Here is a 14,375-nt window from a genome sequence, read left to right on the forward strand (position 1 = left end):
TGATCTGGTTGATGTTTTACATTAGCATGCCATCATTGTTATGCCACTAAAGAAGTGATACAATAATGCAGCAGGGAAGCTGTTTTTTAAAACATGCTTCAGTAATGATGGGAGATGTATTTTTTTGGGCGAACGGTTTTTTACCTATGTTTCGTGTACGTACACAAAAATAGTGTTTATTTCTTCATATCCAAGTTTTGCGATAAAAAATATCAGGATATTGTTGTGGCGGGCAACGCTTATATATGAATAGATGAAAACAGGATTAAATTAGTATTTTTGATGTATTACCGGCTGGTATAGCAGGTTTTGCTGCAACAGGCATAACTTCGCAACTGTAAGCCGAATAATTGAATGTTCAATAAACCAGTTAATGAAAGATACAAAAGAAGCAGCATTGGTGGGCGTGAAGGAAATTGCCAGGCGGGCGAATGTTTCCATAGGCACGGTTGACAGGGTATTGAATAACCGTACCGGTGTGGCGGAGAAAACGAGGGAAAAGGTACTGGAGATTATTAAGGACCTGGATTACCAGCCCAACATTATGGCAAGGCGGCTGGCATCCAAGAGGCTTCTTCACCTGGCGGTACTGATCCCGGCGGCTTCCGGTGAAACAGGATACTGGAATGCGCCGCTGAATGGAATCAGGCAGGCGGCTGCCGCGATCAGGGACTTCGGGGTGACTGTGGAAATATACTTCTTTGATCAGAACGATAAAACTACGTTTACTGCCAGGGCCAATGAAATTTTAAAGAAAGAATACCAGGGCATTCTGCTGGCGCCTATGTTTGAAGAAGAATCGCTGAGCTTCACAAAAAAATGCCGGGCCAAGAAGATCCCTTTTGTATTTATTAATTCAGATATTGAAACAGCCGGAAGTCTTAGTTACATTGGGCCGGACCTTTACCAGAGCGGTTACCTGGCGGCGCATCTCATCAGCTACCTGGTGAGGGAAGGGCAGCAGGTGCTGATTGTGAATATCTCCAGGGAAATGGACCTGCATCATCACCTGTTGAGAAAGGAAGAAGGTTTCCGTGCCTATTATAAGGCGCATCCTGCGGATATCCAGATCAGGAAAACCGATATCCGGCAAACCGATTACAAGTCCGTAAAAAGCAAGTTGCACAAGGCGCTGTCCAAAACGCCGGTGGATATAATTTTTGTTACCAATTCGCGGGTGGCTACCGTTGGCCGCTACCTGGAGGAAGCCGGTCTGGCGCACATCAAACTGATAGGCTATGATTTCCTCGCAGAAAATATCGACTATCTCAAAAAGTCGGTGATCGATTTCCTGATTTGCCAGAAACCACAGGAGCAGGGGCATAAGGGCATCATGGCCTTGTATGATCATCTTACACATGCCGCTGTAATTGAACGGCAGCAGTATATGCCCATTGATATTATTACCAGGGAAAACTATCTCAATTACAGGAACTGACCCTGTTTTTTACTTCTTCCGAAAAAAAATATTTTACGATAGATAGCATTTTCTGAATTTTATTTCTATATTCGTGTACGTTAACGAAATGACGGATTTTGTAATTCCTTTATCGCTTCGTTAACGTACATGGAATTGTGCTTTTGGGGCGATTCCTCTTTTTTACCTTTTTTTCGTGTACGTTAACGGTCTTATTTTCAGCCATCGTTTTTTAACAGCCTGTATCATTTCATCGTTGTTGCCAGGGAGTATTCAGTCAACCAAAATGCGCTACGCTTTATTCCGGATAAAGTGAAGCCGGGCGGGTATTTATTGATCACTGCTGTGTACCTATCGAATTAGGCCAGAACCAAAATCACTACCACCATGAATGCAATTGTCAAGTTTAAACATCTGTACTTATGTATAACGATGTTGGCGGCTTCCCGGCACTATGCCGCTGCGCAGGCGCCCGCTGTTATAAAGGGCATCATCACCGATGAAAAGGGCGCTGTGATTCCCGGCGCCAGTATCTTCAACAAAAACAGTAAAGAAACCGCCATCTCAGCGGGAGACGGGGCCTATTCCATTAAAGCTGCCGGCGGCGACAGCATCATCATCCAGATGATTGGCTACGAACGTGCCGGCTTCCTCACCCGGACACAACGCCTCATGAATGTGAAGCTGCTGTCGCGTTCAGAAACATTGAAAGATGTGGTGGTCACCGCACTCGGCATCCGCCGGGAAGAACGGGAACTGGGCTACGCATTTTCCGAAGTAAAGGGAGAGGATATCAATAAAGCAAAAGAAACCAATGTGATCAACTCTCTCGCAGGGAAGGTGCCAGGCCTGATCATCAACAGCACCGCGGGAGGTCCCTCCGGTTCTTCCAGGGTTATCATCCGCGGAAACACCAGTATCACCGGCAACAACCAGCCACTGTATGTTATCGACGGTATCCCGATGGATAACTCCAATTACGGCCAGGTAGGCGATACCAAGTTCGCAGAAGGCGTGGACATGGGCGATGCCATCTCCGCTATTAATCCGGATGATATCGATAAGATCAGTGTATTGAAAGGCCCCTCCGCCGCTGCATTATACGGCAGCAGCGCTGCCAACGGGGTGATACTCATCACTACCAAAAGAGGCGCGAAGTCGAAAGAACTGGGCGTGGAACTGAGCAGTACTGCCACTATTGAAAACCAGCTTACAAAAGTGGATGGCAACCAGTACCTGTATGGACAGGGCCGCTCCGGGCAACTGCCACTGGATCAATCGCAGGCGCAAAGCACCATGTTCACCAATTTTGGTCCCCGGTTGGATCCCAGTCTCCACTCCATCGGATTCGACGGCGTAACCAGGCCCTATGCCCTTGCAAAAGATAATTTCCGCAGCTTCTTCAGAACAGGATCTTCCTTGAATAATACGTTATCGCTCACCAATGCCACCGACAGGTCCAATTTCCGCTTTTCCGTTTCAGACCTGCGGTATAAAGATATCCTGCCGAACAGTGATATCCGCCGCAATAATTTTACGTTCAGCGGCCGGTCGAAATTCGGAACTAAACTCGATGTGGATGTAAGAGCCACCTATCTGAATGAAAGGGTTAACAACAGGGCAGGACTGGGAGATGCACCCACCAACATCGGGCAAAACTTTAACGGCCTGGCCAATAACATCGATCAATCTGTATTTTCCGATACCTATAAATCCGCGCAGGGCGAGTACGTGGAATGGGGCGGTGGCGCTTACCGCCTGAATCCTTACTGGATACTTTACGAAATGTCGAACGTTACGCTGAAAGACAGGCTCACTGGTGCTTTCAACGCTACCTATACGGTTAACAACTGGCTTAGTTTCCTCGCACGTGCTTCCACCGATATCACTTTCCTCAACTACCGGAAATACAGTCCGCGTACCACGCCACTGGCGCTTTCGGGTATGATGAATGTACTGGACCAGAAGTACTCCACCACCCAGGCCGATTTCATGGCTACCATCACTAAAAAGATCACACCCGATCTCAACTTTTCTGCACGACTGGGCGCCAGCTTTAACCAGCGAATCAGGAAAGGTACTACCGCTACCTATTCCAATATGACGGTAACAGATGTGATCAGCATCAACAGCTACCAGGATAAAAGCATTGAAGAAAATAACCTGCGCAGGGAGATCAGATCTGCGTATGGGCTGTTCACCTTTGGCTATAAGAATTACCTGTACCTCGACGCTACGGTGAGAACGGATGCTTCGTCGACCCTGCCTGAAAATAACAACGTATATACTTACCCGTCTGTATCCGCCAGTTTCATTTTTACCGATGCGTTTAAAATGAAGAGCGATGTATTGTCGTTCGGTAAACTCAGGGCCTCCTGGGCGGAAGTAGGAAACGACACCGACCCTTACATGCTGGATGTGTATTACAGTCTTTACCCACTGGCATTCAACGGGGTGCAGCCGGCTAACCTGGCCACGAAGATATTACCAAACATTAACCTGAAACCCACCAGGACCCGCTCATTTGAGGCGGGGACTAACCTGAAGTTCTTTAACGGCCGGCTTAATTTCGACGCCACCTATTATACTTCCCATTCCAGGGACCAGATCAATATTGTGCCGGCGCCCATCTCTTCCGGGTTTCCAAAGCAGATCATCAATGCCGGTATGATCACTAATAAGGGAATAGAATTGTTACTGTCTGGCACCCCGGTATCAAAAAAGAATTTCTCCTGGGATCTTACGGTGAATTTTGCCCGGAATGTCAATAAAGTTGAATCGCTGGCAGATGATGTACCGTTTATTGCTTTATCAGAAGCAAGATGGCTTGGCCTGCTGGTAGCCGCTATGCCCGGTCAGCAATACGGCGCTATCCTTGGATACGACTACCAGCGCGATCCGGACGGAAACATTATCCTTAACCCATCTTCACTGAACCCCATGCCTACGTCCGACAGAAGAGTATTGGGTAAGGGCGTGTTCGACTGGACCGGTGGTGTGATGAGCAGGTTTACCTATAGAAATTTTAGTCTTAATGCGGCATTCGATGTCAAATACGGCGCTGATATTTTCTCTATGACCGACCTGTTTTCCGTAGTAAGAGGCAGCAGCGTGAAAACCTTACCCGGCCGCGAAGAATGGATCCTGTCCGAACAGGAAAGGCTCGCCGCGAAAAAGACGCCGGCCGAGTGGCAGGCAGCCGGAAACGTAAAAGGATATGTGCCTGAAGGAGTAGTACAAACCGGCACTGACGCGGGCGGCAAACCGGTGTACACCAAAAACACGCGGGCAGTGGATCCCTCTGTTTACTGGGGCGGCTTTTACTCCGATGGTAATGGTATTGCGGTACCATTTATTTACAAGGCCACTTATGTGAAGGTGCGGGAAATCACATTGTCTTACCGCGTGCCGGGAACCTTCAACAGGAGGTTGGGCATCAAAGATGCTTCGGTTGGTTTAGTGGCGAGAAATCCTTTTATCATCTACAAAGATATTCCCAACGTAGATCCGGATTCAAATTATAACAACGGTAACGGTCAGGGACTGGAATATGGATCGCTTCCATCAAGACGGGGCTGGGGAATTAACCTGAATGTCAAGTTCTAATCAATCAAAACATGACAGACATGAACACTAAAAGCAATCATTCAATGAGATATATACTACTGGCGCTGTTGCTGCTGATATCCGCCTGCAGCAAGTTCGGCGATCTGAATACCGATCCCACCAAGTCCAGCAAAATAAACCCCGAGAACCAGCTGATCTTTGCACAACTGTGGTTCTCCGGAGACCTTTCCACGCAGGAACGTACCAACAGCATTGTGCTGATGCCGATGATGCAACAGCTCGGAGCTGCTTATTATGCAAGGGTAGGAGGAATGTATATCAAAGACATTACGCGGATGTGGGTGATGTGGGAAAACAGTTATCAGAATGATGTGGTGAATATAGTAGATGCCGTGGAACGCACAAAGGGGGTAGCATCAAAAAACAATCTGAATGCGATCTGCCGGATCATGAAAGTATATACTTTCGCCAGGTTAACAGATCTCTATGGAGATATCCCCTATTCCCAGGCGGGCAGCGCTTTTTACACCCAGGTGAAACGCCCGGTGTATGATCTGCAGCAGGACATTTACAATAATTTTCTTGAAGAACTGAAAGCGGCATCTGCACAACTGGATCCTGCTAAGGATAAAGTATCCAACGAAATTTTTTACAAGGGGGATATTGTTGCCTGGAAGAAATTTGCCAATTCGCTGCGGATCAGGCTGGCCCTGCGCCTGGTGAAGCGTGATGCCGAAAAGGCAAAGAAAGAAGTGCAGGAAGCCTTTAATGCCGATGGCGGCGTGATGATCAGCAACGCTGATAACTGCATGACGAAGCACATGGATATCCAGAATAATTATTCCGACCTGCGGGGTAATTCTGTGTCAGCCGCCATCAATCAGCAGAGTGCCATGCCGAAGCTGGTGACCACTTTCCTGGATCAGCTGAAAAATACCAACGACCCGCGTGTGAATTACATTCCGCGTTGTTACAAGCAGAACGTACCGCTGAAGCCCTTTGAAAGGGAAGACATTACGGCGCAGGTAAAAGCCAGTGTGCTGGGGCTGGTGGGATCGAAGCCCGGGAAATATGTGTATGACGACTGGGTAGGTCCGGTTACAGTTAAACTCGCCAATGGCGCCAATTATAACGCAGTGAACGGTGATTTGAAATGTGAGATGAATACTTGTTTTATGCGCAATAACGCGCCCTTCCTGCATCTGACCTATGCAGAAGTGGAGTTGTTATTGGCAGATGCGTCCGTGCGCCTGGGGCTCACACTGGGAGCGGATGCGGCTACGCATTATCAGAAGGGGGTAGAGGCAGCCATGAAACAGCTGAGCCTTTACCCCGGCGGGCCGGTGATCCCCGATGCGGAAATAGCGGATTTCTTAACGAATAACCCACTGCAACCAGGTACGGAATTGAAGCAGATCAACAACCAGTTGTGGATCGCTTTAATGCTGAACGGGCCAGAACTGTTTGCCAACTGGCGCAGGACTGGCTATCCCGAACTGGTAGCTACTCCCAACAATGAATCCACCTCCCTGACGATACCGCGGCGGTTTCAGTATCCGTTATCAGAAAAAGAGCAGAACACTGTGAACGTACAGGCTGCTATTGAGCGGATAAACGAAGATGACTGGCTGAAGAGGGTATGGTGGGACAAAGAATAAACATCCAAACACAGGAATAAAAATATTAACTGATGAAACGATCCATTTATTTATTGCTGGCGGTTTGCTGCTTTTGTATAGCAGGATGTAAAAAAGAAGAAGCGGATGAACAATCCGATGGACGGCCATTTACACCGCGCGTATTCAATGAAGCGGCCTTGTTCCCGGAAAGTCGTGATAGTGTAAGGGTATTGATGATGGGAGAGCAACTGCCCTTCACCGGCATGCAATTTTCTCCGGGCGGCAGAGTGGCTATTTCCTGGAAGGTGAATGATAAAGAAGTATCCACTGCCGATACCTTTGCCTTCAGGGCCACCACCGGCGGTGCCTTCCGTATAAGGCTGGATGTGTCTTATGAAGGCATGACCACCAGCCGGTACCGCGACGTTTTTGTAGTGCCGGACACCTATCAGAAAAAGGCGGCTGCCGGCGTTGTGCTGGCCTACCTGAATGATACGGCCGGCTATAAGTATATCGACTGGAACACGATCACGCACCTGGCTTATAAAGTAGCCACTATATCGGCTGCCGGCGTAATGGATATCTCAAAAGGAGAGCCTTACCGGAAAGCCGAGGAGCTGACAGGCAGGGCGCATCTCAACGGCGTACCGGTGCTGCTGAGTGTAAGCGGCGCATTGTCGGGCGACGGATGGAGCGTAAGCCAGAGTAATAATTTTGGTGCCGTGATCACCGATGCGGCAAAAAGGGCGGCGCTGGTGAAGGCCATTGCCGGTTATATTGCCGCAAAGAAAATGGATGGTGTGGATATCATGATGACCGACATCAACGCTTCTTCCGCTATTATTAATGCCAACATTGCGGCAACGGGTTTGTTATTGAATGAGCTGCGGGCAGCACTGGGGGCAGGCGCTATTATTTCAGTAACGGTGCCTACCAATCAATACCACGACCGTTACCCGGATCTCTCCGCCGCCACCTGGCTGAATGTGCATGCCTTTGAAGACGGCGTGCATGTAGGGCCGGGGAAAATTCCGGGCCAGCCTTCAGGATATGATTATTTTGTGACGGGAGCGTTGCTGTGGAAAGCGAAATACCCTGCTTCAAAACTGGTAATCGGCATACCGGCGTTCGGGCTGAGGTATAACCAGCTCGATGCAAACGGGAATAACCTGGGCTGGTCGTCGTACAACTATATTCCTTATAAAGATATTCTGGCAGCAGTGCCTTCAGCATCAGACAAGGAGTACGCGGATATCTCCAAAGGGGTGTATTTTAATGGCTTGCCATTGGTAACGCAGAAAGCCACTTACCTGAAACAGAACGGCTTCCTGGGCGCTTATATCTGGACCGGCGATTATGATGTACAGGGCGCGAACTCATTAACAGGTGCTGTATTCAACTTACTGAAATGAGCACACGTAATTAATAAAAACCAGTAGTACTATGATAGCAAAGCGGGTATTAACAGCCCTGTTTATATTGTTCATGTATCTTTCCGTAAGTGGTCAGGCGGATACTTTCCGTGTGAAAGGTTTTCATCTCGACCTGCGCATCCAGGTGATGAAAATGCCGGCGTTGAAAGCATTTGCGCGGCAACTGAGCGGGCATGGCATCAACACGCTGGTGATGGAGTGGGAGGCCACTTATCCTTACCAGCAACACGCCGTTATTTCCAACCGCTACGCCTATACGCGAACGGAGATTGTTGATTTTGTAAAGTATTGTAACGGGTTGGGGATAGATGTGATACCCCTCCAGCAAAGCTTTGGGCATGTTGAATATATTCTACGGCACTGGCGCTACCGGGAGCTCCGGGAAGACCAGAAAGATTACTCCCAGGTAAATCCTACTAAAGAAGCGGCGTGCAAGGCCCTCTTTAGCGAGCTGTATAAGGATCTTATCTCCACACATACCTCCCGGTATATTCATATTGGTGGGGATGAAACTTACCTGCTTGGTCATTCAGAAGCATCCAAACAAAAAGTGGCGAAAGTGGGCAAAGGGCGTTTGTATGGCGATTACATAAAAATGCTGTGCGAGGTAGTGGTGAGCCTGGGCAAAATACCGGTCGTATGGGCGGATATTGCGTTGAAATACCCGGATGCATTAGAAGGATTGCCAAAGCAAACTGTTTTTATTGACTGGAACTATGGCTGGGCACTCAATCGTTTTGGCGATCATGAAAAGCTTATGCACAGCGGGTTTGAAATATGGGGTTCCCCGGCTATCCGGAGTGGGCCGGATAATTATTTCCTGACCGACTGGGAGAAGCATTTTAACAATCTCCGCGACTTTATTCCGCAGGCGCGGAAGTTAGGTTACCGTGGTATGGTCATGACTTCCTGGTCCACCTCCGGACTGTATTCCCCGGTGTTTGAATCGGCCAGCGATATTACAGATCTCTATGCGATCCGCCGGGTATATCCCATTGCGGGGTTTGATATGCTGATAGCTGCGTATTTTGAAAGTTTGCGTACCACCCACCCGCTGGAAGTAACGAAATTCATTACCCGGTATTGCAAAGATACCTATGGCTTTAATGAAACGCAGGCCCTTGCCTGCTGGAACGCCCTGAAGAAAGCGCCTTACGAAGTATCGCAGGGTGCGGTGGTAAAGCCGGGTGTTTCGCTCGCCGCCTTGCTGGACAGCGCCCGGGAAACAGCCAGGGTTTTATATTCCCTTCAACCGTCTGCTAACAAGGCCAGCTTCGGTCATTTCCTGTTAATGAGTGATATCAGGATTTATTACCTGTCTTGCTTAATGATAGAAGCAAAGATGAATGAGGTGAATTATACCCGGGATCAGGCGGCCGGCTTGCTGCAACAACTAAATGCGCTGAAGCCGGAGGAGCTGAACAAACGCTTTTCGCTGATGAATGAGGAAATAATGTTTCCGGCGGAAATTGAAACAGAGAACACGTTGCGTAATGAAAGATGGAATCAGTTAAGAAATAAGCTGGAGGCCAACAAATGACACATATGAATATACAGGGCGTATTGTACAAACGGAGGGAAGACACGATATCTATTGTGATCATCGGGTTGATGTTTTTTATTTTTGGGATGGTCACCTGGATCAATGCTATCCTGATCCCTTATTTTAAGATAGGCTGTGAGCTGAATAATTTTCAATCCTACCTGGTGGCTTTTGCTTTTTATATTGCCTACCTGGTGATGTCGTTGCCGGCCGGTTACCTGCTGAAGAAAACCGGCTTCCGCAAGGGGATGATGATTGGCTTCTGGATCATGGCTTCGGGTACATTGCTTTTTGTACCTGCGGGTTTTACAAGGGCTTACCCTGTTTTCCTGGCGGGCCTTTTCACGATCGGTCTCGGGCTGGCCGTTTTGCAAACTGCCGCCAACCCGTACATTACTATACTGGGCGATAAAGAGCGCGCCGCGCAGCGGTTCAGCATCATGGGCATATGCAACAAAGCTGCTGGTATACTGGCGCCGCTTTTATTTGCGGTCGCTATCATCCGGCCCGGTGATCAAACGCTTTTTAAGGCACTTCCCGCGATGCAGGGACCGGAAAAAGAATTGATACTGGACCAGCTGATACAACGGGTGATTGTTCCTTATGCAGTGGTATCTGTTGTTTTATTTTTGTTGGGATTATTGATAAGATTTTCTCCTTTACCGGAAATTGATACCGATACCGGGCATGGCGATACCACTGCTTTACATGCAGGCCGGAAAAGTGTATTAGAGTTTCCGCACCTGGTTTTGGGAGCAGTGGCCATTTTTTTTCATGTAGGCTCCCAGGTGATTGCGGTGGACAGTATTATTAATTACGCCTCCGGTATGGGGATGCCATTCCTGGAAGCAAAGGTATTTCCGTCGTATACTTTAGCCGCTACCATCACCGGTTATATACTGGGTATATTATTGATACCGCGGTTTCTTTCGCAGCTGGTGGCGCTGCGTATCTGCACCGTATTGGGACTGTTGTTTAGCTGTATGATTCCTTTTATACAAGGAAACGTAACGCTGCTGGGACACCACACGGATATTTCTGTATGGTGCATTGTGCTGCTGGGATTTGCCAATTCCATGATATGGGCGGGAATATGGCCGCTGGCACTCGACAGCCTGGGAAGTTTTATAAAAACGGGCGCCTCCTTACTGGTAATGGGGTTATGCGGCAATGCCATTTTGCCGCTGCTGTATGGATACTGGGCCGATAGGTATGGTTTGCGGTTGGCTTACCTGGTGTTGTTGCCCTGCTATGGCTACCTGATCTTTTACGCATTTTATGCATTTGGCTTGAGAAGCTGGAACCGGAAAACTATTAATAAATGAAAAACTATCTGAAGATATATAACGGAACGGTGCTTACACCGCAACGCACTATTCCCGGTGGTTGCGTGATTATCGCTGATGGTGTTATCGCTGAGGTAAGCGATCAGCAGATAGACGTGCCCGGCGCCATAGAGATAGATGCCCGCGGGCAATATATTGCGCCTGGTTTTATAGACATGCATGTGCATGGCGGCGGCGGCCACGACTTTATGGATAATACCATCGAAGCCTTCCATCAGATTGCCATTACGCATGCGCGCTTTGGCACCACCGCCATGATGCCCACTACGCTGAGTTGTGGTAAGCAGGATTTGCTGGATACGCTGGCTATTTACGAACAGGCGGATAAGGGAAATGATAAAGGCGCGGCATTCATTGGCCTGCATATCGAAGGACCTTATTTTTCCATGCAGCAGAGAGGAGCGCAGGACCCGCGCTATATCCGTAACCCGGACCCGGCTGAATACATGGAAATACTTTCCCGTTCCCCGGCCATCAAAAGATGGAGCGCCGCTCCTGAGCTGCCTGGGGCGCCGGAATTTGGAAGATACTTAACCAGCAGGAATATCCTGGCGGCACTGGCGCATACGGATGCCATTTATGAAGAAGTGGTAAAAGGCTATGAAGCAGGCTTTACACATGCCACGCATTTTTACTCCTGTATGTCCGGCGTTTCCCGGCGCAACGCCTACCGCTATGCGGGGGTGATAGAAAGCGCTTATTTGATTGATGGTATGACCGTAGAGATTATTGCTGATGGTGTTCATTTGCCAGCACCGTTGCTGAAACTGGTGTATAAAATTAAAGGACCCGAACATACAGCATTGATCACCGATGCCATGCGCGCAGCGGCTATGCCGGAAGGCCCCTCGGTGTTGGGCAGCCTTAAAGATGGGTTGAACGTGCTGGTGGAAGATGGCGTGGCCAAGCTGCCCGACCGCAGCGCTTTTGCCGGAAGCGTGGCTACCGCCGACCGGTTAGTGCGGAACATGGTGGAACTGGCCGCCATTCCCCTGCGGGATGCCGTAAGGATGATGAGTGAAACGCCTGCATCTATTCTTCGCATACAGAACCGGAAAGGCACCCTGGTAAAAGGGAAGGACGCGGATGTTGTCATCTTCGACGACAAGATAAATATTCACGCCACTATCGTGAACGGAAAAATAGTGTACACGTCGAAAGAAATTTCTCCGGGTATCTTATCTAAATAAAAAAACATGATAAAGGAATTTAAAGCAGGAAAATTAACCGCGAGGATTTACCCCAACCGGCAGGAAATGGGCAGGGCGGCTGCTGAAATGGCGGCTAGTACCCTCCGTCACTTATTGGAAAACAAAAAAGAAGTGAATATCATTTTTGCGGCAGCCCCTTCCCAGAACGAGTTCCTGGAAGCGCTGCAGCAGGAGAAGGGCATTGAATGGAACCGCATAAATGCTTTTCACATGGATGAATATATTGGCCTGCCGGCAGATGCGCCGCAGGGATTTGGCAACTTCCTGAAGCACCGGATCTTTGATGCGTTGCCTTTTCATTCCGTTCATTATATCGACGGCAGCGGAACAGCAGTTGCCTGTGAGCAATATGCCGGCCTGCTGCAAACACATGCAGCAGATATCGTATGCATGGGCATAGGGGAGAATGGTCACCTTGCCTTCAATGATCCGCCGGTGGCCGATTTTGAAGATCCGCTGCAAGTGAAAACAGTAGCGCTGGATGAAGTGTGCAGGCAGCAACAGGTGAATGATGGTTGTTTCGCCACATTGGAAGAAGTACCCACGCATGCCGTTACCTTGACTATTCCCACGTTGCTGGCGGCGCCCTATATTTTTTGCGTGGTGCCCGGTTCGCGGAAAGCAGCGGCGGTATACGATACTGTTCACCGGGACATACAGCAGCAATATCCCGCTACCATCCTGCGCACCCATCCAGGCGCGGTGCTTTTCCTGGATGCTGACAGCGGTGCGCAGCTAAGCCATCAAAAGGTATAAGGATGCGGAAACTGGAGGTACCCTTTATTCCGTTGTATGGCAGGCCCGCACCGGCTGAAGTGAGCCGGTTGCTGGACAGGCTGCAGGTGATCCCGATCAGCTGTAACCCCTGGCCGCAGTATGCGCACGGCGTAACCGCAGCGTTTTCCATTGCGCATAGCGAAGAGGCTATTTTGCTTAAGTATTATGTAAAGGAGAGTCATTTGCTGGCGGCGGCTTCCACTAACGGGGATATTCACAAAGACAGCTGCGTGGAATTTTTCGTTGCCTGCGACGATGGCGGGAACTATTATAACCTGGAGTTTAACTGCATAGGCTGGTGTAAGGCAGGATTTGGATCCAGCCGTGAAAACAGGGCGCCGCTGCCCGTTACGGCTACAGACCTGATCACCACGGCTACCCATATCACATCGGCAGTGGAGCATGGGAGGAGATCATTTGTTTGGGAACTGACGGTGATTATACCAGCGGTGGTATTCAGCTATCACAATATCACCACCCTAACTGCCATGAAGGTGAAAGGCAATTTTTACAAATGCGGGGATGAAATGCCGGCGCCGCATTTTTTAACCTGGAATGACGTAAAAGCCGCTATGCCGGATTTCCACCGGCGGGAAGATTTCGCGGACATCTGTTTTCTCTGATATTCATTAACCTATAAAAAGTACAAAATATGAAAAGCACTTTTGCATGGCTGCTGGCAGCCATCCCTGTTTGTTTTGCAAATTGTACCTCCTCCAAGCTGGATGGGCCGGTTCAAACAAAAACAAGTGTTCAGAACAGCAAATCCAATACGGTGGCCGTGAATGCGCTGAACCAAACCACTATCCAGTTTTCCGGTTACACCTGGATCGTAAAGGAACCGGCTGGTCAGCAGGGACCACATAATAACTACTGGAGTGGTGACAATGTGTGGGTAGACAGCAACGGACGGTTACACCTGGTGCTCAAAAAACACAACGATACCGGCCGGTGGGAGTGTGCAGAGGTAAGAAGCACACAGCTGTTTGGCTATGGCACTTACCAATGGAAGATTGAAGGAGCCGTAAATGCCCTGGATAAAAATATTGTATTGGGCCTTTTCAACTATTCCGGCAACAGCCGTTTTGATGAAATGGATATCGAGTTTTCACGATGGGGATATCCCAATGCGCCGATATTAAACTATACCGTTTGGCCGGCTACCGGCGATACGGGTATCAGCAATGTAACCTATGCAAAGGATTTTGTGATGAACGGAACCTATACCACGCACCGTTTCCGGCGGGATGCCACCTCCATTCATTTTCAGAGTTTGCACGGCTTTCAGAATGGAAACGTGAACCAGTTTGAAACAAAAACGTGGACTGCACCCACTTCTATCAGCACGCTGCAAATGCCGGTACACATGAACCTCTGGCTTTTTAAAGCGGTGCCGCCTTCTAACGGCCATGCAGTGGAAATCATCATACACGAATTCAAATTTACCCCTTTATCTTAGTGG

The 14,375-nt window shown here is 48.9% G+C and carries 10 protein-coding genes; all 10 read left to right on the forward strand.

Going from position 1 to position 14,375, the window contains the following annotated elements; genetic code table 11:
* The first annotated feature begins 373 nt into the window (after positions 1 to 373).
* The 10 genes from AB6805_RS22685 (at position 374) to AB6805_RS22730 (ending at position 14,372) form a co-directional block, all read left to right on the forward strand.
* Positions 374 to 1,438 carry a substrate-binding domain-containing protein gene (locus AB6805_RS22685; protein WP_370911736.1) on the forward strand — a complete coding sequence of 355 codons (1,065 nt, stop codon included), beginning with the start codon at positions 374 to 376 and terminating at the stop codon, positions 1,436 to 1,438.
* Positions 1,439 to 1,804: 366 nt separating this feature from the next.
* A complete protein-coding gene (locus tag AB6805_RS22690) occupies positions 1,805 to 5,023 on the forward strand; it encodes a SusC/RagA family TonB-linked outer membrane protein (protein ID WP_370911737.1) in 3,219 nt (1,072 codons plus the stop codon).
* Between the two features lie 44 nt (positions 5,024 to 5,067).
* Positions 5,068 to 6,642, forward strand: coding sequence for a SusD/RagB family nutrient-binding outer membrane lipoprotein (locus tag AB6805_RS22695; protein ID WP_370911738.1), 1,575 nt, complete (start codon positions 5,068 to 5,070; stop codon positions 6,640 to 6,642).
* A 32-nt stretch (positions 6,643 to 6,674) separates the two neighbouring features.
* Positions 6,675 to 8,015 carry a glycosyl hydrolase family 18 protein gene (locus tag AB6805_RS22700; protein ID WP_370911739.1) on the forward strand — a complete coding sequence of 447 codons (1,341 nt, stop codon included), beginning with the start codon at positions 6,675 to 6,677 and terminating at the stop codon, positions 8,013 to 8,015.
* A gap of 31 nt (positions 8,016 to 8,046) precedes the next feature.
* A complete protein-coding gene (locus AB6805_RS22705; protein ID WP_370911740.1) occupies positions 8,047 to 9,576 on the forward strand; it encodes a beta-N-acetylhexosaminidase in 1,530 nt (509 codons plus the stop codon).
* Between the two features lie 5 nt (positions 9,577 to 9,581).
* A complete protein-coding gene (locus tag AB6805_RS22710; RefSeq protein WP_370911741.1) occupies positions 9,582 to 10,904 on the forward strand; it encodes a sugar MFS transporter in 1,323 nt (440 codons plus the stop codon).
* Positions 10,901 to 12,115, forward strand: a complete 1,215-nt coding sequence (nagA, locus tag AB6805_RS22715) for an N-acetylglucosamine-6-phosphate deacetylase (protein ID WP_370911742.1) — start codon at positions 10,901 to 10,903, stop codon at positions 12,113 to 12,115. Before AB6805_RS22710 ends, nagA begins: the two co-directional genes overlap by 4 nt.
* A gap of 6 nt (positions 12,116 to 12,121) precedes the next feature.
* A complete protein-coding gene (locus AB6805_RS22720) occupies positions 12,122 to 12,892 on the forward strand; it encodes a glucosamine-6-phosphate deaminase (protein WP_370911743.1) in 771 nt (256 codons plus the stop codon).
* A gap of 2 nt (positions 12,893 to 12,894) precedes the next feature.
* Positions 12,895 to 13,536, forward strand: a complete 642-nt coding sequence (locus tag AB6805_RS22725) for a carbohydrate-binding family 9-like protein (protein ID WP_370911744.1) — start codon at positions 12,895 to 12,897, stop codon at positions 13,534 to 13,536.
* 29 nt (positions 13,537 to 13,565) lie between these two features.
* On the forward strand, positions 13,566 to 14,372 hold the full coding sequence (locus AB6805_RS22730; RefSeq protein WP_370911745.1) for a glycoside hydrolase family 16 protein: 807 nt from the start codon (positions 13,566 to 13,568) through the stop codon (positions 14,370 to 14,372).
* Positions 14,373 to 14,375 lie beyond the last annotated feature (3 nt).

Source organism: Chitinophaga sp. RCC_12 (assembly GCF_041360695.1).
Classification (GTDB): Bacteria; Bacteroidota; Bacteroidia; order Chitinophagales; family Chitinophagaceae; genus Chitinophaga.

Coding starts and splice junctions, on each gene's coding strand:
- AB6805_RS22685 (WP_370911736.1), top strand. CDS start 374: ATGAAAGATACAAAAGAAGCAGCATTGGTGGGCGTGAAGGAAATTGCC.
- AB6805_RS22690 (WP_370911737.1), top strand. CDS start 1,805: ATGAATGCAATTGTCAAGTTTAAACATCTGTACTTATGTATAACGATG.
- AB6805_RS22695 (WP_370911738.1), top strand. CDS start 5,068: ATGAGATATATACTACTGGCGCTGTTGCTGCTGATATCCGCCTGCAGC.
- AB6805_RS22710 (WP_370911741.1), top strand. CDS start 9,582: ATGAATATACAGGGCGTATTGTACAAACGGAGGGAAGACACGATATCT.
- AB6805_RS22700 (WP_370911739.1), top strand. CDS start 6,675: ATGAAACGATCCATTTATTTATTGCTGGCGGTTTGCTGCTTTTGTATA.
- AB6805_RS22720 (WP_370911743.1), top strand. CDS start 12,122: ATGATAAAGGAATTTAAAGCAGGAAAATTAACCGCGAGGATTTACCCC.
- AB6805_RS22730 (WP_370911745.1), top strand. CDS start 13,566: ATGAAAAGCACTTTTGCATGGCTGCTGGCAGCCATCCCTGTTTGTTTT.
- nagA (WP_370911742.1), top strand. CDS start 10,901: ATGAAAAACTATCTGAAGATATATAACGGAACGGTGCTTACACCGCAA.
- AB6805_RS22705 (WP_370911740.1), top strand. CDS start 8,047: ATGATAGCAAAGCGGGTATTAACAGCCCTGTTTATATTGTTCATGTAT.
- AB6805_RS22725 (WP_370911744.1), top strand. CDS start 12,895: ATGCGGAAACTGGAGGTACCCTTTATTCCGTTGTATGGCAGGCCCGCA.